The sequence below is a fragment of the Lamprobacter sp. genome, assembly GCF_034860625.1.
GTDB lineage: Bacteria > Pseudomonadota > Gammaproteobacteria > Chromatiales > Chromatiaceae > Lamprobacter.
Map to the genome: position 1 here is coordinate 15,077 of NZ_JAYESN010000052.1, position 18,949 is coordinate 34,025.

Consider the following 18,949-nt stretch of genomic DNA (forward strand, 5'->3'; position numbering starts at 1 on the left):
CGCACAGACCGTTGGGCGCTGGTAGCCGCATCGAGCTAAACTAGGTCACATTGTTCGTATCGAGCCCGAGGTCTATGTCAGCGTCAGCATCGAATTCGACCCCCGCCCGTCATGGCCTCGCGGCCTTACTCTTGCTCGGCCTAGCCAGCGCACCCGCAGCCTTACTCGCGCAGAATGACGCTGGCGGCTTCCTCTCCGCGCCCGAGGTGCCTTCGATCCCTGGTCGTTATGCCGGCGATAGCACGAGCGCGCCGGAGGTCACCATCACCGAGACCGATGAAGGCATGGTCTACGAGTATCGGGTTCGGGGGCAAGTCTATATGGTCAAGATCCAGCCCACCGTCGGACCGCCCTATTTCTTGCTCGATTCCAACGGCGACGGTGTCCTCGATGTCGAAGAACGGCGAGCACCTGATTTGGCGGTGCCGCAGTGGCTACTCTTCAGTTGGTAGGGCTGATGCCGGCTAGCGGTTGCGACTTGCCGCTCTCTGCACCGATGACGGGCGGCATCGCGGTATTGGTCTCATGGCTCAACTCGTTGAACAGGTCGTTTTGAGGAGCGCCGAACATGACTGCGATGCCACTGTTGTCACCATGGATCACGATCGCGGGCAGCAGCCAGCGTTTGCCCAGTGCGTGCAGTTCAAGCTCGATCGCGGTTCCTGCAGGAAGGGTGAGCGACTTGACAGATAAAAGCATACCGTTCTCCGACACGCTGCGAGCCGTCGCGGTCCGGAATGGGCGCTTGTGGTAACGGATATAGACCGGCAGATCGAGACCCTGTCGTGCGTAAAAGCGTCTTTCCCCTAGCATCAGTCCTCTCCTGTTTTCTATCTTTCTATTGTTAATGCGCGATCTTAGACGTTTAACTTTACCATCAAGTTCAACTTCGATGACCACTGCATGACCATCGTCCCAAGGTTGGTATTGCCGCAGACCGGCATCGCACCGATGCTGCGGTGTCCCGCATCATGCCCGCCGTTCGCTGATCGACCGCATCTCGCAGAGACCGCTTATGGACCGTCAACAAGCCGCCAAGTTCGTGCTCGACTGCCTGCGTACCATGCTCGCGCGCAAGGGCTCGGACCTGTTCATCTCGGCCGGGTTTCCTCCCGCCTGCAAGCTTGACGGCAAACTGACACCCTTGAGTCAGCAGGGGCTGAAGCCGGAGCAGGCAGCGCTCCTAGTGCGCTCGATCATGAACGACCAGCAGGTACGTCAATTCGACGCGACCAAGGAATGTAACTTCGCCATCAGCCCGCCTGGTATCGGTCGCTTTCGCGTCAATGCCTTCGTTCAGCAAGGGCATCCAGGCCTGGTGCTGCGCACCATCCCGACCGAGATTCCAACCGCTGAGCAGCTCGGTCTGCCGCCGATCTTGCCCGAGCTGGTGCTCTCCAAGCGCGGCCTGATCCTGGTGGTGGGTGGGACCGGCTCCGGTAAGTCGACCACACTGGCGGCGATGCTGGGTCATCGTAACCGCGAGACCTATGGTCACATCATCACTATCGAGGACCCGGTCGAGTTCGTCCACGCGCATCAGCACTGCCTAATGACCCAGCGCGAGGTCGGCGTGGATACCGAATCCTGGGATCAAGCCTTGGTCAATACCCTGCGCCAGGCGCCGGATGTGATCCTGATCGGCGAGATCCGCGCGCGCGAGACCATGGAGCACGCGATCAATTTTTCCGAGACCGGCCATCTCTGCCTCTCGACCCTGCATGCCAACAGTGCAAACCAAGCCCTGGACCGCATCATCAACCTCTTTCCCGAGGAGCGTCGCGCGCAGCTACTGATGGATCTGTCGCTGAATCTGCGCGCGATCATCTCCCAGCGTCTGCTGCCTAAGGTGGGCGGCGGGCGGGTCGCGGCGATCGAGATCATGATTAACTCGCCGTTGATCCAGGATTTGGTCTTCAAGGGCAAGGTGCATGAGATCAAGGCCGTCATGCAACGCTCGAAGGAGCTGGGCATGCAGACCTTCGACATGGCCTTGTTCGATCTCTACGAGGCCGGCCTGATCAGCTACGAAGACGCGCTGCGCAGCGCCGATTCGATGAATGAGCTGCGCCTGCGCATCAAGCTTGAGGGCAAGGGGGCGACCGCGGCTGAGGCGCTCGGCGATGACCAGGGGCTTTCGATCCTAGAGGATGGTGCTCTGCCCGCTGAGCAGCGCCCAGAGCCCGGGCCTTAATCGTCCGCGCTCCCAGGGAGCACGCGCTTCAACCGCAGCGAGGCCTGCATGGATTTCAAGCCCTACCGGAAGCGCGGATCAATTTCGGGTGATCGCTCGGTCGTCTTTGCCGTGGATTGTCGATGGCTTCAGGTGCCTTGGCCGCCCCGAGTCTGCGTCGCCACCCGGCCTGAATCTGGCACTTGCTGTAACCTCTGCCTGTGTTCATCAACCGCAAGGTTGGACTCTGTTGACCAGCCATGATGCTGGCCGTTCCAAGCCAAGACCTAGAACCTAGATGAGGAGAGAGACCATGCTTTCATTCAAGATCCATCACGCTCAACCGGCTATCGCACTCGGAGCCCTGCTGGCGTTAGGCAGCAGCCTCGTGCTGGCCGAGAACCCCAAGGTGGCGATGGATGTGACCATCGGCGGCGAGCCGGCCGGCACGATCGAGGCGGAGCTGTTCGCCGATGTGGTGCCGAAGACGGCTGAGAACTTCCGCCTGCTCTGTCGTGGCGAGGAGGGCGATGAGATGCGCTATGCCGGGAGCCCGTTCCATCGCATCATCCCTGGTTTCATGATCCAGGGTGGCGACTTTACCCATGGCAATGGCAGCGGCGGCAAGTCGATCTACGGAGGCAAGTTCGATGATGAGAATTTTGAGCTCAAGCACAGCGAAACAGGATTGCTTTCGATGGCCAATGCCGGCCCGAACACCAACGGCTCGCAGTTCTTCATCACGGTTGCACCCACGCCCTGGCTGGACGGCCGCCATGTGGTCTTTGGCAAGGTGACTTCGGGTATGGAGGTGGTTGAGGCGATGGAGGAGCAGGGCTCACGCCAAGGCCGGACCAAGACCGAGGTGATGATGAGCGACTGCCGCCTGCTCTAGGCCCAGTGCAGCATGGGCTGCTGTACCACCGAGGCCGCTGTAGCGAGCGAGGCACCCGGATTCGGTGGATGAACGGCGGCTCCTAGGCCGAGGCATCGCGCAGCAGCTCTAACACCCGCTGCGCATGCCCTTTAGGTACGACATCATAGAGCGCATGCTGAATGATCCCATCCTGGCCGATGACAAAGGTGGTGCGCAGGATGCCTAAGCGGCGCTGGCCGTTTTTTTCTTTTTCTCTCAGCACCGCATAAGCCTGGCAGACCTCGCCATCGGTGTCAGCGAGCAGGCGCATGGTGAGGCCGTATTTGTCCCGGAAGGCGCCGTGGCTGGCGCAGGTGTCGCGGCTGATGCCGACGATGGTGGCGCCGCAGGCCTCGAATTCGGGCTGTAGATCGGTGAACTCCAGTGCTTCTTTAGTGCATCCGGGGGTGTCGTCTTTCGGGTAGAAGCAGAGCACGATGCGGCCCTCGCGCAGCAGGTCGGTGCTCTTGACGCGCTCCATATCCGCGTCCGGCAGTGTGAACTCGGGGGCTCGATCACCTGCTTGCAGCATCTTCTGATCTCCTCTGGCGGTCGCCTCTTTCAGGGCGTTCCGGTGGCATCGTGGGTCGGCGATAAGGGACTTTGGCTGCGCCTGGGCTTTGGTCGCTTGGGCGCAGGCTCGGGTTGCCTCTGTTGGCGGAATCTAGGGGGCTTGGCCGACGTCGTCAACTCTGTCGCATCCTGTGCGCTTCTCTTGGCTGGCTCAGGCAGGCGGCTGGCCGTCGCTCGCATTGGAGTTGGCGCCAAGCTTGATGAAAAGCGCGATGAGGCCTGCCACCCTCAGTGCAGAGGGTCGGTGTCGTCGCCTGCACGCGCTGTTGGAAGCCGAATGCTGGCGATGAGACCGCCGCCATCACGATCGCTGAGCTCAATCTCCATCTCGTTGGCGACGGCGAGTTGGCGAGCAACGGCAAGCCCGAGGCCGGAGCCGCCAGTGTTGCGGTTGCGCGAGCGCTCGAGCCGGTAGAAGGGGCGGAAGACGGCCTCGCGGTCGTCGTCCGGGATGCCAGGGCCACGGTCGAGCACGAACAGCGCTGGGGTCTCATGTCGGCAGTCGAGGCGGACCTCAACGGTATCGCCGCTGTAGCGCAGCGCGTTCTCGATCAGGTTGCCGAGGATGCGCCGCAGGGCCAGCGCATTGACCGAGTGGATGCAGCGCCCCAGCGGATACCAGAGGATGCGTGGTCGGCTACCGACCACCTCGCTGATGAGCTTGGTCAGGTCTTCGGGCTCGCGGGCACCGGCGCCAAGGGTGCCGCCCAGTTCGACGGCCTGACCAATCTGCGCGCTCATCTCTTCGATATCGCGGCGCATGCGGGTGGTGAGGGCGGGATCGATCTCCTCTGGCAACATCTCGAGCGCGAGTCGCAGTCGGGTCAGCGGGGTGCGCAGATCATGCGAGATCCCAGCCAAGAGCACAGTGCGATCTGCAAGGAGCTCTTTGACCTGCTGGCTGGTCTCGTTGAACTGGCGCGCCAGGTTGGCCAGCTCACGTGGCCCAGTCTCGGCCAATGGTTCGGGGGAGCGCCCCTTGGCAACCTCCTCCGCGGCTTGAGAGAGCCGCGTCAGGGGCGCGGTGACGCGTCGCGCCAGCAAGGCGGCGGTCAGGACGACGAGCAGCACGGCGAGGGCGCAAAGGACCACCACGCCGATCATCGGCCGGGTGCCGATGCGATCGCGTGGGATGCCGGCCCAGATCGTGCCTGAAGAGGTCTCTAGATCGATCCAGAACCAGCGCCGGCCGTCGATCAGGTTGCTCTGCATGCGGACCGGGCGGCCCAATCGCTGGCTGAGCGCTTGACTGAGTCGCATCACGTAGGGATAGAAATAGTCGTCGAGGTCCTGTGGTGGCTGTGAGCCACTCAGGAGGCGGACCTGATACTCGCCGAGCAGCCTGGTCTGGTAGTCCTGCTGGGCAGGTTCAGGCAGCAGGGCAAGGGTGCGCGCGGACAGCTCCATGAACGCGGCCAGATCGGCGGTCGAGCGCTGGACCACTGGGTAGAGCACGTAATAGACCATCGAGCCGAAGGTGATTAGGGCAAAGCTACCGAAGCTCAGCACCAGGGTCAGTAGCACCCGCGCGAAGAGTGATTCGGGGCGCAGGCGCATGTGCGTCGATCGGCAGCCGCCTAGACTTCGCCCATGGGCGTGAAGATATAGCCGCGCCCCCAGACCGTGCGAATGTAACAGGGCGCCTTTTTGTCTGGCTCGATCTTGGCCCGCAGGCGGGCGACCTGAACGTCGATACTGCGGTCGAAAGGGTTACGCTCGTAGCCCTTTAGGAGATCCAGCAGTCGGTCGCGATCCAGGACCCGATTCGGATGCTCGGCGAAGATGCGCAGGAGATCGAATTCGCTGCCGGTCAGCGAGACGCTCTCGCCGTTGCGCAGCAATCGCCGACTGGCCAGCTCGAGCCGATAGGGGCCGAAGCTGATGTGGGCTGCCCCATGGCCATCGCCATGATGTTGAGCCGGTCGGCGTAACACTGCGCGAATCCGCGCCAGTAGCTCACGCGGGTTGAACGGCTTTGACAGGTAATCATCAGCACCTACCTCAAGACCGACGATGCGGTCGATCTCATCCCCGCGTGCGGACAGCATGATGATCGGCACCTGCGTTTGCTGGCGTAGGCGCCGGGCCAGCGTTAGCCCATCATCGCCGGGCAGCATGAGATCCAGGATGATGATGTCCGTCTCGGCCTCACTGAGCCACTCAAACATCGCGGATCCATCGGCGACGCCGCTAACCTTAAAGCCCTCGCGCTGCAGGTAGTTCTCCAGCAATTCACGCAACGAGGCGTCGTCGTCGACGACGAGCACCTGCGTCTTCGCACTGACATCGTCGCTGTTCATGACCGGCTCCGGGCTTCTGCGGCCCTGGTGTCGTTGTTACAAACTGTTACAGCATCAGTATATGCTGAAATACCCTGGTTGTTCACTGCGGCGATACTGCATTTTAACCTTTGGAGTTTGAGGCATGGCTCCGAATTGTCTTTCCTGATAAGCGAAACGGAGGTAGCCGTATGTGTTTCGATGCATTAACGATCGGGGGTCTTCTCTTCGCCGTGGTGAGCGGGGGATTCTTGGTCGGGCTGGTCTTACATAACGACCGCAAGACACCCATCGAGCGGCGCCAACCCGAAAGATGAAGCGATGGATTCAGGGTCAGTCTTTGGCCACAGGTTTTTGATCAGCGAGTTTCTGGGCAGCAAGCCTCTTCGGTCGCCTCGATGGGTGCACACCCCGTCGCGGCGACCGTTTTTTTTCTGAGCCCGGCGGAAAGGCGAGCAGATCGCGATGACCTACCTGGATCGCGAGTACCCCGGCCTCGATCTGGGCCTGCCGCTCGCGTTGCCAGGCGCGCAGTTTCGCGCGGGCTTCAGGTGGTGCCAGCTCGCGTGCAGCCTCGAGCCAGCCTGCAATCAACGCCCTTTGCAGCTCAGGCTCGTCCGCGCCGATCTGCCAATCAGTGCGCGCGCCCTGATACCCGTAACCGGCCGCCGCCAGCAGCGTCTCGGCAACCGCGGCCGCGGTTGGACCCAACGCTGGCCCAAAGCCTTTATCGCCACGCTGATGCCGATTGACCAGGGCGATGATGGCTTGATCTGCTGGGTTAGATGGCCTGAGTGCCGCTCGTCCGTCGTAGCTTAGCGCAAAAAACAGCGCACAGTCGGCCCTGCGGCAGCGCTCAACAAGGCTAGCAAGCCAGTCCGCCGAGACCAGGTCGAGCAAGGCCGAAGCGGTAATCAGCCCCTGTGCTGGCAAGGACAGCAGCCTTGAGTGCACTCGCGGCTCCGGTCGCAAGGCGTTTTCCGGATGACGCGCGGTGGCGAGATCCCGCTGTTCGATGTATGCCAAGGCGTCCCAGTCCGGTCCCGCCAGCTGTAGCGCTGCTCCTGTGGATCTCAGCCCCCTGGTGTCGAGATCGACCTGATAGCCATGGCGATGGGCCCAGTCTGCGGAGCGTCCGGTCAGCTGTGCGAGCAGCTGGGGATTCTGGTCGATGCAACGCCAACGCTGCCCGCGGCCAAGCCGTGGAGCCAAGTAGCGGAGATTTGCGCCAGTGCCGGCGCCAAGATCAAGGATCTCGATGAGCCGTGGCTCTGGATGACTGGCATCGTCCGCGTTCCATTCAGCGAGAGCAGGATTAAGCGGGCTCGCCCGCGCGCGCTCATCGGCCGCTTCACGCAGCTGCAGCCAGTCGGCGTTGAACTCAGACATGCGCGAGAAGGTCCGCCCAACGTTGGATTTGGCTCGGCCAGTCTGGCAGTTGCGCCCTTGCCCGCTCGGCACCGGCCATGAGTCTGAGGCGCGCGCGACGATCGCTCAGCAACAGGCGCAGGCCAGCGGCGAGCGCGGCGCTCGATCTGGGCGCAACCAATAAGCCCGCACTCGACGGCACGGTATCGGCCACCGCGCCCGCATCACAGCCGAGTATTGGCAACCCATGGGCTAGGGCCTCGCTAAAGGCCATCCCGTAACCCTCGAACAGGCTTGGCAGTACGAACAGGTCAGCCTGCTGATAGGCCGCCTCGAGCATTGAATCATCGACTGCGCCGTGCAGCACCATGCGTTCTCCAAGTCCAAGCCGTCCAATCTGGGCCTGGATGCTGGCAGCCGTGGCTGGGTCGGCCTCGAGGCTGCCGATGAGGTCGAGGCGCCAAGGCCGGTCCCGTACCCTCGCCAAGGCCTCGATCAGGTACCGATGCCCCTTGCGCGGGATCAAGGCGCCGACACAGAGGAGTCGAAGTGGATCTCGCCCGGCACGGCGGGCTAGGGGTGCCGGATCGGTCCCCGGCTCGATGACCGCGACCTGCTCTGCAGCAATGCCCATCTGGGCAAGACAGCGAGCGGTCGCGGCACTGGTGACGACCAGCTTGCGCATGGCGGCTAGCGCCGCGCTTTCGGATGCCTGCAGGGCCGCGCGTTGCGCTGTGCTGAGGCCCGTTTCATCAGCCAATGGATGATGCACCAGACCAATGAGGCGCAAGCGCTCACGCTCGGCGCCGACGACCTCCGGGATCACGCCGAGTGCAAGCCCGTCGATCACTACCTGGTGGTCGTCGGGAACGGCCTTCAGCTTGGCTGTGGCATCGGCGCGCGCTGTTGCGCTGGGCCGAGGAAAGCTTGCGTCTAGGGCGGCGACCGCAACCTGCTTGCCCTGTGCGCGGAGGCCGGCGATCAGGCGTCGGTCATAGCGATAGCCGCCGGTAGGAGCGAGGAGATCGCCGGGGATCAGGAATCGGAGCGGTGCTAGGGGCATGGAAATGGCGGGTCAGCCCTGGCTCAACAGCCTGATGGCAAAGCTGAGGACAGGGGTCACCAGCGCGGCGATGAGGTTTGCAACAGGGACTGATGATAGCAGCGGAGACCTTGCATGGCCTGCCTGCAGCCGCGGGCGTTTGACGATGGACAACGCACGCACCCAAGCGACATGGTTGAATCGGCGGTCAACCTGCTCATCGGTTCCCTTCGAGTCCTGTTATGAAACGCAAAACGCTGATTGCGCTTGCGGCGCTGATCCCGCTGGTCATGATCGCCATCGCGCTGATCTCGCTGCCGGAGCCCGATTTCGAGGTGGTCGCTGAGGGCGATGGCTTCGAGCTGCGCCGTTACACAGCCTTTAACGTGGCGCAGGTGCAGGTGATGGCCGAGTTCGAGACGGCCAGCGCGCAGGCATTTGAGCCGCTGGTGCATTACATCCAAGGGGGCAACAACGGCGGGCGCAACCTACCGATGATGGCGCCGGTAAACCAGCAGCCGCTCGCTGATGGGGCTCAGCGCGGGGGCTCCGAGCCTAACTGGCTGGTGCAATTCGTAATGCCGAAGGAGTACCCGATGTCTTACCTGCCAGCACCGGTCGATGATCGCGTTGTGCTGCAGCTTGTGCCGTCGCGGTTGATGGCCGTCAAGCGCTACCGAGGCGGCTGGGGAGAGGATCGCTACCGCAAGCACGAGGCCGAGCTGCTCAATGCAATTTACGCCTCTGGGCAATCGGTGATCGGCGAGCCGATCTTCGCGCGCTACAATGCACCCTTTGTGCCCGGACCCTTGCGCCGCAATGAGGTCCTGGTCGAGGTCGCTGACCCGGGTCCAACCGCGATTGGCCCAGATTGAGCGACTGAACCGAGCCACCGACCTCTGAGCGACTGCGAGCGCAGCAGTGCCTCGATGTCCGAGGTCGTCTTGTGCTTCCAATCCAGTCAGGGGCAATCGTTCATCCCTGAGAATGTCCGCTACCCAATCATTAGGTGAATCCCATGTCCGCAGTCACGGGCAACCGTCTCGATTTCGGCTTTGACACACAGGCGAAAGCCGACACTGCACTCATGCGTCGACAGGTCGATCTGCCCGATGCCCTGGAGGCGACGCGTGATCGCTTCGCGACCGCGCACCTGAAAGAGATCAGTTACTACGTGGGTGGCCCCGAAGATGGCCGCCCTCTAGTGCTGCTGCACAGCATCAACGCGGCCCCGAGCGCATTCGAGATGAAGCCGCTCTTCGACCATTACCGGGCCACGCGGCGGGTCTTTGTGCCAGAACTCCCAGGTTTTGGCTTCTCTGATCGCAGCAACCGGTCCTACTCGCCCGAGCTTTATGCCAACGCGATCGTCGCTTTCCTGACCAACGTGGTGCAGGCGCCGGCCGATGTGATCGCCTTCTCGCTGAGCAGTGAGTTCGCGGCGCGTGCTGCATTGAGCGCGAGCGAGCGCTTCCTGACGCTGAGCCTGCTCTCGCCGACCGGCTTTAGCGCGCGCAAGCTGCCCTCCGGCAGTGTCGGACGCGCCATGCACAGCGTCTTCACCTTGCCGGGGCTCGGTCAAGGGCTGTACCAGCTCCTCACCAAGCGGCCAAGCATCCGCTACTTCCTTCAGCGTAGCTATGTCGGCACGCCGCCGGAGGCAATGGTCGATTACGCCTATGCCACCTCGCAACAGCCCGGTGCGCGGCATGCGCCTTACTACTTCTTGGCCGGTCAGTTGTTTACGCGACAGGCAACCGAAACCCTCTATGCCAAGCTGCAGTTGCCGGTGTTAGTGCTCTACGATCGCGACGCCAATGTTGGTTTTGAGCTGCTGCCGGATCTGGTCGCAAGCCACAGCAATTGGAAGGCGGTGCGGATCGAGCCGACGCTCGGCATCCCGCAATGGGAGCGCACCGAGGATTGCACGGCCGCACTGGATGCCTTCTGGGCGGAGCAGGGATGAGCCCATCGCAGGCCGCTGGCGCTGGCCAGGGGTTGCTGCGTTGGCAGACGTGGAAGATCCTTAGGTGCTCGCCCCGCTGCAAGTGCTTGATCAATTAAAGGCGGCCCTCACCGAGGCGGTCTCCGCATTGCCGCTTGCCCCTGAGCAGGGGGTGGTGTCTCTGCTGTTGGCGCTGCCGCGGGTGCCAAGCTCGCTGCCGCAGCTCGGCGGTCCGCAGTTCCAGTTTCGCCATGTGCAGCGTGACGAGATGCGCGCGGGTTTCGGCTGTGCCGCCGAATGGCGGGCGGAGGGCCCGGATCGGTTGCGACGGCTTGCGGCGGTGGGCCGGGCACTAAGTGCGCATTGGGATCGCGCTGATCCAGACGAGACCGGCCTCGATGCCTTTGCGCTGTTCGGCTTTGCGGCCAGCAGCGAGCCTTCGCCGATGATTGAGGACCATCTCCCGAACGCGCTGCTCTGGGTGCCTGAGATCGGTGTCCGCGCCTGCCAAGGTGAGGCGGCGCTGGTGTTATCGGCGTCACGTCCGACGACAGCCGAGCGCTTGATCCTGCGATGGGGCGAGGCGCTCGAGCGCTTGGTGCCAGCGCTCTATCGACCGATCGAAGGGCCGCGCATGGCCGCAAGCCTGCAGCCTGAGTTTGCTGAGCCGGATGCGGCGGGTTGGGCAGAGCTCGTTGCTGCGGCGCTGCAGGACATCGAGACCGGGGTCCTGCAAAAGGTGGTGCTGTCGCGACGTTTGGATGTGGCGGGCACTCGCTGCTTTGATGTCGACCGACTACTCGGTGCGTTGAGCTGCCTGTTTCCATCTTGCCAGGTGGTGCAGTTGCGGCGTAATGGCTCGAGTTTCGTCGCTGCAACACCAGAACGTCTGCTGAGCCAGCATGGCCGCGAGATCGAGGTCGACGCGATCGCGGGGACCGCAGATCGCGACGCCGATTCCAAGATCGATGCCGCCCTGGGGCAGGCCTTGCGGGTCTCGGATAAAAACCTGCGCGAGCATCAGTTTGTGATCGACGCTATCCGCGAGGCACTCGCGTCCTGCAGTACCGAGATGGATGCCCCAGCCGAGCCACAGCTGATGCAACTCAGCAATGCGCAACATCTCTGGAGTCCGATCCGGGCCCGTGCCGATGCGGGCATCGATCTCTTCGAACTGGCTGAGCGGCTGCACCCAACCCCAGCCACCAACGGCCAGCCTCGGCACACTGCGCGCGGTTGGCTGCAAGACATCGAGCCGTTCGAGCGCGGCTGGTACACCGGAGCGGCCGGCACCCTGGACCCCGATTTGAGCGGCGAGCTTTGGGTGCTGTTGCGCTGTGCACGGGTCTGCGGCCATCGTGCCGAGCTCTACGCCGGGGCCGGTATTGTGAAGGGCTCTGATCCGGCGACGGAATGGGACGAGACCGAGGCCAAGCTCAGGGCCATCCTTAGTGCGCTGCAGTACGCATGACTAACCGGCCTGAGTCAGTCGCGGGGGCGGTGGATGACCTCGGCTGCCTGAATCTGCATTGGGCGCTGGCGCTGCTCGAGGGCATGGTCTCGGCTGGACTGAGCCAGTTGGTGCTCTCGCCAGGCGCGCGCTCGACGCCGCTGCTAATCGCGGCCCAGCGTCTCGAGGCTGCCGGCCGCCTGTCACTGACGCCGATCTTGGATGAACGCAGCGCCGCCTTCTTTGCGCTCGGGCTCGCCCGAGCCCGGTTGCGTCCGGTTGCGCTGCTCGCGACCTCGGGCAGTGCGCCGACGCATTGGTACCCAGCGGTGATCGAGGCCGCCGAGGTTGGTCTGCCGCTGCTGTTGCTGTCGGCGGATCGACCGCCCAGACTGCATGGCTGGGGCGCGAATCAGACCATTGATCAGACGCGCTTGTTCGGCGCCTTTGTGCGCGAGAGCTTCGACCCCGGCCTACCCCAAGCCACGGCCGCGGCACTCAAGGCGCAATGCGCGCTTGGCCGACGCGCGGCGCAGGTCAGCTGTGGTCAGCGCGCCGGTCCGGTGCATCTGAATCTGCCGTTCGACGAACCGCTGGTGCCAGGTCCGGATTGCCTCGCGAGGCTGGCTCCCGAATGCTCGCCAGCGCCAGCGCAGGCGCAATCGGCTAGCGTTAGGCTCGAGCCGCTGATGGAGGTCCAGCTCTCTGGTTGGCCCGCGGGGCGGGGTTTGATCCTCTGTGGTCCAGGTGCCGAGCTCCGCACGCCGGTGAGCGAGGCGACTGGGCCAAGCTTGGCATCGTCGCTCTGGCGTTGCGCTGGTGCCTTGGCCCTACCCGTGCTGGTCGATCCGCTGTCAGGGCTCCGCAACGGGGCACTGAGCCATCAAGCGCCGGCCTTGGCTGAGAAGACCGAGGACGCGGCCAATGCCCCGAATGCAGCAGCTTCAGCGACTGCGGCGAATGCAGCGGATGCCATGGAGGCCACGGCTGCCGTGCTTGAGACGGGGCAGATCACCAATCCCCGAATCAGTGGCTACGATGCCTTTCTACGTCATCCGGTCCTCGCATCCGAGCTTCGCCCAGACTGGGTTTTGCGCATCGGACGGACGCCGGTCTCCAAGGTGCTCGGGCGCTGGCTGGAGGGCGTGCCGTCGATCTTGGTCGGAGAAGCCGGCGCTTGGTCTGATCCTGGCCATGACGCGCTGATTCAGCTTGAGCTGCCGGCGGCGGCGGTTTGTAACGCACTGCTGGCCCAGCGGCTCGTCGAGCCCGAGCCGGACTGGCTTGGCCGTTGGTGCGCCGCAGAGCAGTGGATCTGGTCGCTTGCTCAGTCTTGCCTGGAGCCAACGACTCACGGAGCTTCAACGACGCCTACGAGCCCAGTGATGCCTGACACCTCAGCGATATGCTCATCCGTTGAATGCGCGTCTGAGAGCCGGGCTGGGCATTGGGGCGAGGCTCAGATCATCCGCATACTCCGGGCTCTGATTCCCGATAATGAGGCGCTGTTCTGCGCCAATTCGATGCCCATTCGCCAGATTGACACTTGGTGGCGCGCGGGTGGTCCAGCGGTGGCGCTGCTTGGCAACCGGGGGACGAGCGGCATCGATGGCTATCTCTCGACCCTGGCCGGGATCAACCAGGCAGGGCTAACCTGCTGGGGGTTGGTCGGGGATCTCTCGCTCTGCCATGACCTCAGCGGGCTCTTATTAGCGTCCAGGCTCGACCGCCCCTTGCTGGTGCTGAATAATGGTGGCGGTCACATCTTCGATTATCTGCCGCAGCGAGGGCTTGCGGACTTCGAGCGTCTTTGGCAAACGCCGCAGCGCGTCGAGATGGCCGCGCTGGCAAGGCTTGGCGGGCTGCGTCATTGGCGAGTTGAGCATGCTGCCGGACTCGATTGCGCGCTCGCCGAGGCCGGCCGAGGCCCGGGCCTGATTGAATGCGTGATCGATCCCGAGGTCAGCCGCCAAGCGCATCTCGCCTTTTGGGAGTCGATACGCCTGTCTCCGTTGCCGGGGGCTGATTGAGTATCCTGCCGGCCCGACTGGGATGTCGCGCTTATACGGCACTGCCGCAGGCTAGCCGCGAGGTTCAGCGCTGCCCACCGCTGCTGAGAACCCAGTTGAGCGGCGCAACGAGCGGCCAGCGTCTGAGACTGACCGCATGAGGAGACCAGGCATGAGTAGACCAGAGCACAGACTATGAGCGAACAACAAGTCGACCTCCCGCCCATTGCCTGGGAGGCCATCACCGCGCCGGGCTATCAAGATATCTTGATGCACCAGGCCGAGGGCATCGCCAAGATCAGCATCAACCGCCCGGAGGTACGCAACGCGTTCCGCCCGGAGACGGTGCTCGAGCTGATTGATGCCTTTCATCGTGCGCATCTCGACCCGGAGGTGGGTGTCATCATCCTGACCGGTGTGGGTGAGTTGGCGTTCTGCTCTGGCGGCGATCAGCGCATCCGCGGTGATGGCGGCTACCGCGATGCCGCGGGCACTGAGCATCTGAACGTGCTCGAGCTGCAGCGGCAGATCCGCAGCCTGCCAAAGCCGGTGGTGGCGATGGTGGCCGGCTATGCGATCGGTGGCGGTCATGTACTGCATCTGATCTGCGATCTGACCATCGCCGCTGAGAACGCCCGCTTTGGTCAGACGGGTCCCAAGGTCGGCAGCTTCGACGCCGGCTTCGGTGCCGGCCAGATGGCGCGCACCATCGGCCTCAAACGGGCCAAGGAGATCTGGTTCCTGTGCCGTCAGTACGATGCCCAGGAGGCGCTGCAGATGGGGTTGGTCAATGCGGTGGTGCCGATCGGCGAGCTGGAAGCGACCACGGTTGACTGGTGTCGGCAGATGCTGCGCCACTCACCGACCGCGCTGCGTCTGCTGAAGGCCGCGTTCAATGCCGACAGCGATGGGCTGGCCGGCATCCAAGAGCTGGCCGGCAACGCGACTGGGCTCTTCTATCAGACCGCTGAGGCTCAAGAAGGTCGTGACGCCTTCCTCGAGAAGCGTGCACCCGACTTTGGCCCCTTTCGGCGGCGCCCGTAAACCGCGGGCAGCCGAAGCTACTGTTTCTCTTTAGAGTACTTGTCATGCCTGATCTGGCCCAGATGCCTCCTCAGCGAGAGCAAGCCGCTACGCCCCGCTTCGGCCTGCAGATGCAGCGTTGGATTGAGGCAGCGCGGCCTCGCACCCTGCCATTAGCGATATCGCCAGTCTTGGCGGGTCTGTTCTTGGCGCTGGCGCAAAGCGGGCAGCTGGCAGTCTTCACCGCCTTGGCGACGCTGATTGTCGCAGGTGGCATCCAGATTGGGACCAACCTGCATAACGACGCCGCCGACTTCGAGCGCGGCACCGATACACCGGATCGGCTCGGCCCGCCACGCGCCGCGGCGCAAGGCTGGTTCAGCGCCGCTCAGGTCAAACGCGCCGCGCATCTGGTGTTCCTGACCAGCTTTCTGCTCGGGCTGTTGCTGGTGCTGCGTGGCGGCTGGCCGATCTTCGCCCTTGGCGTCACCGCGATCGCCGCCGGTTATGCCTACACCAGCGGCCCTAAGCCGATCGCCTATGGCCCTTATGGGGAGCTGTTCGTGCTCGCCTTCTTCGGCATCGCCGCGGTCGGTGGCACCTATTACCTGCAGACCCTGAGCCTGTCGGCGCAGGCCGTCACCCTCGGTATCGCGCTGGGATTGCCGGCCGCAGCGGTGCTGCTGCTTAACAACTATCGCGACTTCGACACCGATCGCATCGCCGGTCGGCGCACCCTCTGCCATCTGCTCGGCCGCCCGGCGGCGCGCGTCGTCTATGCGGTGTTGCTGGTAAGTCCGGTCCCGCTGCTGATGCTGGGTGGTCTGCCGCTGCGGGGCTGGCCACTGCTAGTTGTACTGCCGCTGGCCGCGCTGCTGATCCGCCAGCTTTGGCACACCGAAGGCCGGGCACTGAATCAGCTGCTGGCCCGGACTGGCCAGTACCAGCTGGCCCTGACTCTGCTGCTGGGGTTGGGATTGCTGCTTGAGGCCTGGTGAGTCTGAGCCTTGGAGCAGCCAGCCAGGGGAGCAGCCAGGCTGAAGTCGCGGCTCGAGCAGCGCTCAGTTGCCGGTCCAAAATGGCTTCTAGGCCGACGAATGCGGTCTCCCTCTCTTTGCGGCTTGTTCGACTCCGTGGCTGGGTGACCAATGACTCCGAGACTGGTGCTGACGCCCTATCGACTCCCCTTGCGCCAACCCTGGCGCAGCGCGCATGGGCTTCGCCGTGAACGTGAGGGCTGGCTGGTGCATGCGCATGGGCAAGGCTGCTGCGGTTATGGCGATTGTGCGCCCTTGCCCGAGGCGGGAACCGAAACCTCGATCGCCGCTGCAAAGCGGTTGTCGACCTGGCTGCGAGATCACGGCCAATCTGCACTGGAGACACAGCTCGCGTTGCTTGAGCAGGGAATTCCGTCGCCAACGCCAGCCGCCGATGCGGCACTGGAGACGGCCTTGCTCGATCTGTCCGCGCGCCTCCATGGTCTGACGCTGTGTGAGCATCTTGTGAGTCAGCATCTTGTGAGTGAGCAGGGCGTGGAGAGAGGGTGCGATCGGGAGCCGTTTCCGGATCTGCATGCAGAGCGAGATTCAGGGCTGAAACAAGCGCCGATACGAGAGCCTGATCTGAAGTCGAACCGAGGTCTAGAGCAAAAGCAAGAACAAAAGCAAGAACAAGAACAAGAACAAGAGCAGGCGCTTGAGCCGGGACTAGAGATCGAACTCAACGCTGCGCTCGGCGCCGTTGTCGAGCTGCAGCCTGAGCGGCTCGGCCGGGCGTTGGCTGTAGGTTTTCGGGTGTTGAAGGTCAAGGTTGGGCTGGCGCCGATCGACCGCGAGCTCGAAGCGATCCAGAATCTCTGTGCGCGGCTGCCCGCTGATGTGCGTTTGCGTCTGGATGCGAACCGTGCCTGGACGCTGGCCACGACGGGCAAGCTGATAGACGCTCTGCGACCGATCGCGGATCAGATCGACTGTCTTGAGGAGCCCTGTGCCGAAGCTACTGACACCCAGCTTCGCGCTCTGCAGGCGCAGACCCCGTTCGCATTGGCGCTCGACGAGTCCTTGCCTGCGCGCGGCTGGCCGCTCGATCCGGAGCAACTGCCGCTGCGCCGCTTAGTGCTGAAGCCAGGCGTTATCGGTGGTCTCCGACCAACCTTGGCGCTAGCGTGGCAGGCTCAGGCGGCAGGCCTAGAGGTGGTGATCACCAGTCTTATCGAATCCGCCGCCGGTCTCTGGAGCAGCGCCCAGCTGGCGGCCGCGACAGGGTCGACGCTCGCGCACGGGCTCGCGACCGCCGGTTGGCTTGCAGCGGATGTGGGCCCAGCGCCAGTGATCCAGGACGGCCGTATCCAATTGCCAACGCGTCCGGGTAGCGGCTTTGTGCCTGTCGATGCATGTGCCAGTCGCGACGGTTGTCGACGATAGCCTGACGCCTCGTCAATGCGGTATGTTGTGAGGGATCTTTGCCTCGAAGGACGCACAACCATGGCTACGTCAGCAGAAGACATTTGGGCGCTGTTCCAGGAAACCGACCGAAAGATTCAGGAGTCCGATGCCCGTTTAACACAGCGTTTCGAGCAGACCGACCGTCAGCTTAAGGAGTCCGATGCCCGTTTAACTCAGCGTTTCGAGCAGACCGACCGTCTGATTCAGGAGGCGGATGTACGGTTAACGCAACGCTTTGAGCAGACCGACCACAAGATCCGAGCGCTCAGTGAGCTGATTGGCCGTCAGGGCAATCGGCTTGGCGAATTCGTGCAGGAGATGGTCCGCCCGGCGGTGGTGGGTCTGCTGCGTGAGCGCGGTCTACCGGTGCATCAGGTGGCACCTAATCTGAGCGCTTACGACGACAACGGCCAGCTCCTCGCTGAGATCGACTTGCTTGCGCTCAACGCTCAGGTCGCCGTGGCCGTGGAGTGCAAATCTCACCTCAGCGTGGACGACGTCAACGACCACCTAGAGCGTCTCGCGGCCTTCAAGCACTGCTTTCCGCAATACCAGACCTATCAGCTCTTAGGTGCTGTCGCCGGCATGGTGGTCCCGGAGCAGGTCGGACGTTTTGCCTACCGCAAGGGCCTTTTCGTGCTCGCCCAATCCGGCAACGCCATCGAGATCCGCAATGACAGCCGCTTCCAGCCAAAGACCTGGTGAGCTAACCTCAAAAGCCAGTCTCACGAATTGATCCTGAACTCTTTTCGTGACGATCAGCGCCGATCCTATTCCGAGGTCTCGGCGGTGCGAGCCGATCAGGACGCGGTTGCGCGGCCCGGCTCTGACGCCCAGACGAAGCGCAACAGTCCGATACAAACCAGGGCATGGGTGTGAAGCTTGAGCGGTGGGCCATAGATGGCTTGCAGCCGCTCGCGATAGATCGCCAGCTGGGCGTTAGCCTCGGCGAGTCGGTTGGCGATCTCTGGGTGCGCGCGCAGTTGCTCGATCGGCATCTTGGCTAGCGTCTCGGTATCGATGCCAGGCAAGTCGGCGAGCTTTAGATGCTTAAACTCGATGACGTGATCGAGAAAGCCATAGGGGCGCGCATCCGGTCGCACGATCATCGAGAGATCACAGTAACCGCACCCGACGGCGGTTTCTGAGTCCATGATGTAGCCCAGATCATCAAACAGCGTGACGAGAAAGGCGGTCTTGATCACCAGCTCGTTCGACCAGCGCAGGTCGCGATTGTCGAAGACCGGTAGAAAGCGCTGTTCGATGAATTCACACACAGGCCCGATCTCGCCCTCGGCATAGAAGCCGTTGCAGACCGCGCGGCGTTCGCGGTCGAGATGAAAACCCGGCAGCAGGGACTCCTGAATGCGTTCGACATAGAGCTTGCGCACCACCAGATTCGGGATCACCAGTTGCAGGTGCCGCAGCCGCCCGCGCCCGCCGTAGGTCAGCACGCCGAAGAAGTAGAGCAAGGAGGCGAGAAAATCCTCGGTCTGCGGTGCGCGCAACATGCGATCGACACCAAAACGCCGCTCAAGCTTCTCGACCGTCAGCGGGTCGCCGCGATCCAAGGCCGCGGTCACGACGGACTGGCCATGAGGCAGTTGAGCGATGTAGTCGATGCGATTGCGGTCCATCGCCAGATTGTTGTCGAGCATCTCTTCCGGATAGCGGCAAGACGTGGCCAGATGCTCAAAGAAGTAGAGCGCGAGCGTTGGGTTATAGAT

General features: G+C 63.3%; 17 protein-coding genes and 1 pseudogene. 11 read left to right on the forward strand and 7 right to left on the reverse strand.

The window, feature by feature from the left end:
• The first annotated feature begins 74 nt into the window (after positions 1–74).
• Positions 75–452, forward strand: a complete 378-nt coding sequence (locus VBE63_RS14435) for a DUF2782 domain-containing protein (RefSeq protein ID WP_323683728.1) — start codon at positions 75–77, stop codon at positions 450–452.
• Here the strand turns inward: VBE63_RS14435 and VBE63_RS14440 are convergent.
• Positions 442–900 (reverse strand): PilZ domain-containing protein, encoded by a 459-nt coding sequence (locus VBE63_RS14440; RefSeq protein WP_323683729.1) that lies wholly within the window; start codon positions 898–900, stop codon positions 442–444. The genes VBE63_RS14435 and VBE63_RS14440 overlap by 11 nt on opposite strands.
• A 115-nt stretch (positions 901–1,015) precedes the next feature.
• Here VBE63_RS14440 and VBE63_RS14445 point away from each other — a divergent pair, with 115 nt between their 5' ends.
• Positions 1,016–2,194, forward strand: coding sequence for a PilT/PilU family type 4a pilus ATPase (locus tag VBE63_RS14445; protein ID WP_323683730.1), 1,179 nt, complete (start codon positions 1,016–1,018; stop codon positions 2,192–2,194).
• Positions 2,195–2,486: 292 nt separating this feature from the next.
• Positions 2,487–3,068, forward strand: coding sequence for a peptidylprolyl isomerase (locus VBE63_RS14450; protein WP_323683731.1), 582 nt, complete (start codon positions 2,487–2,489; stop codon positions 3,066–3,068).
• Positions 3,069–3,150: 82 nt separating this feature from the next.
• On the opposite strand, the gene VBE63_RS14455 is transcribed toward VBE63_RS14450, so the two are convergent.
• The 5 genes from VBE63_RS14455 to VBE63_RS14475 form a co-directional block, all read right to left on the reverse strand.
• Positions 3,151–3,621, reverse strand: coding sequence for a peroxiredoxin (locus VBE63_RS14455; RefSeq protein WP_323683732.1), 471 nt, complete (start codon positions 3,619–3,621; stop codon positions 3,151–3,153).
• Between the two features lie 269 nt (positions 3,622–3,890).
• Positions 3,891–5,219 (reverse strand): ATP-binding protein, encoded by a 1,329-nt coding sequence (locus VBE63_RS14460; RefSeq protein ID WP_323683733.1) that lies wholly within the window; start codon positions 5,217–5,219, stop codon positions 3,891–3,893.
• Positions 5,220–5,239: 20 nt separating this feature from the next.
• Entirely contained in the window at positions 5,240–5,962 is a 723-nt protein-coding gene (locus VBE63_RS14465; protein WP_323683734.1) for a response regulator, read from the reverse strand.
• Positions 5,963–6,274: 312 nt separating this feature from the next.
• Positions 6,275–7,330, reverse strand: a complete 1,056-nt coding sequence (locus VBE63_RS14470) for a class I SAM-dependent methyltransferase (RefSeq protein ID WP_323683735.1) — start codon at positions 7,328–7,330, stop codon at positions 6,275–6,277.
• Positions 7,323–8,372, reverse strand: coding sequence for a glycosyltransferase family 4 protein (locus VBE63_RS14475; RefSeq protein ID WP_323683736.1), 1,050 nt, complete (start codon positions 8,370–8,372; stop codon positions 7,323–7,325). The genes VBE63_RS14470 and VBE63_RS14475 overlap by 8 nt, the downstream gene beginning before the upstream one ends.
• 221 nt (positions 8,373–8,593) lie before the next feature.
• Between VBE63_RS14475 and VBE63_RS14480 the strand changes: the two genes are divergently transcribed.
• The 8 genes from VBE63_RS14480 (at position 8,594) to VBE63_RS14515 (ending at position 17,927) form a co-directional block, all read left to right on the forward strand.
• Positions 8,594–9,226 (forward strand): heme-binding protein, encoded by a 633-nt coding sequence (locus VBE63_RS14480; RefSeq protein ID WP_323683737.1) that lies wholly within the window; start codon positions 8,594–8,596, stop codon positions 9,224–9,226.
• 143 nt (positions 9,227–9,369) lie between these two features.
• Positions 9,370–10,317, forward strand: a complete 948-nt coding sequence (locus tag VBE63_RS14485; RefSeq protein ID WP_323683738.1) for an alpha/beta fold hydrolase — start codon at positions 9,370–9,372, stop codon at positions 10,315–10,317.
• A gap of 64 nt (positions 10,318–10,381) precedes the next feature.
• The gene (locus tag VBE63_RS14490) at positions 10,382–11,767 is read left to right on the forward strand and encodes an isochorismate synthase (protein WP_323683739.1); all 1,386 of its coding nucleotides are present in this window, start codon (positions 10,382–10,384) and stop codon (positions 11,765–11,767) included.
• The gene (menD, locus tag VBE63_RS14495; RefSeq protein ID WP_323683740.1) at positions 11,764–13,776 is read left to right on the forward strand and encodes a 2-succinyl-5-enolpyruvyl-6-hydroxy-3-cyclohexene-1-carboxylate synthase; all 2,013 of its coding nucleotides are present in this window, start codon (positions 11,764–11,766) and stop codon (positions 13,774–13,776) included. The genes VBE63_RS14490 and menD overlap by 4 nt, the downstream gene beginning before the upstream one ends.
• Positions 13,777–13,950: 174 nt before the next feature.
• Positions 13,951–14,799 carry a 1,4-dihydroxy-2-naphthoyl-CoA synthase gene (menB, locus tag VBE63_RS14500; protein WP_323683741.1) on the forward strand — a complete coding sequence of 283 codons (849 nt, stop codon included), beginning with the start codon at positions 13,951–13,953 and terminating at the stop codon, positions 14,797–14,799.
• Between the two features lie 110 nt (positions 14,800–14,909).
• Positions 14,910–15,776 (forward strand): 1,4-dihydroxy-2-naphthoate octaprenyltransferase, encoded by an 867-nt coding sequence (gene menA / locus VBE63_RS14505; protein ID WP_323683745.1) that lies wholly within the window; start codon positions 14,910–14,912, stop codon positions 15,774–15,776.
• 150 nt (positions 15,777–15,926) lie between these two features.
• Positions 15,927–17,201: a mandelate racemase/muconate lactonizing enzyme family protein gene (locus VBE63_RS14510; RefSeq protein WP_323683742.1), complete on the forward strand. Its 1,275-nt coding sequence runs from the start codon at positions 15,927–15,929 to the stop codon at positions 17,199–17,201.
• A 60-nt stretch (positions 17,202–17,261) separates the two neighbouring features.
• Complete coding sequence (locus VBE63_RS14515) at positions 17,262–17,927, forward strand: DUF3782 domain-containing protein (RefSeq protein WP_323683743.1); 666 nt, start codon at positions 17,262–17,264, stop codon at positions 17,925–17,927.
• A gap of 95 nt (positions 17,928–18,022) precedes the next feature.
• On the opposite strand, the pseudogene VBE63_RS14520 reads toward VBE63_RS14515, so the two are convergent.
• Positions 18,023–18,949 (reverse strand): annotated as a pseudogene (locus VBE63_RS14520) (AAA family ATPase); the annotation flags it as partial.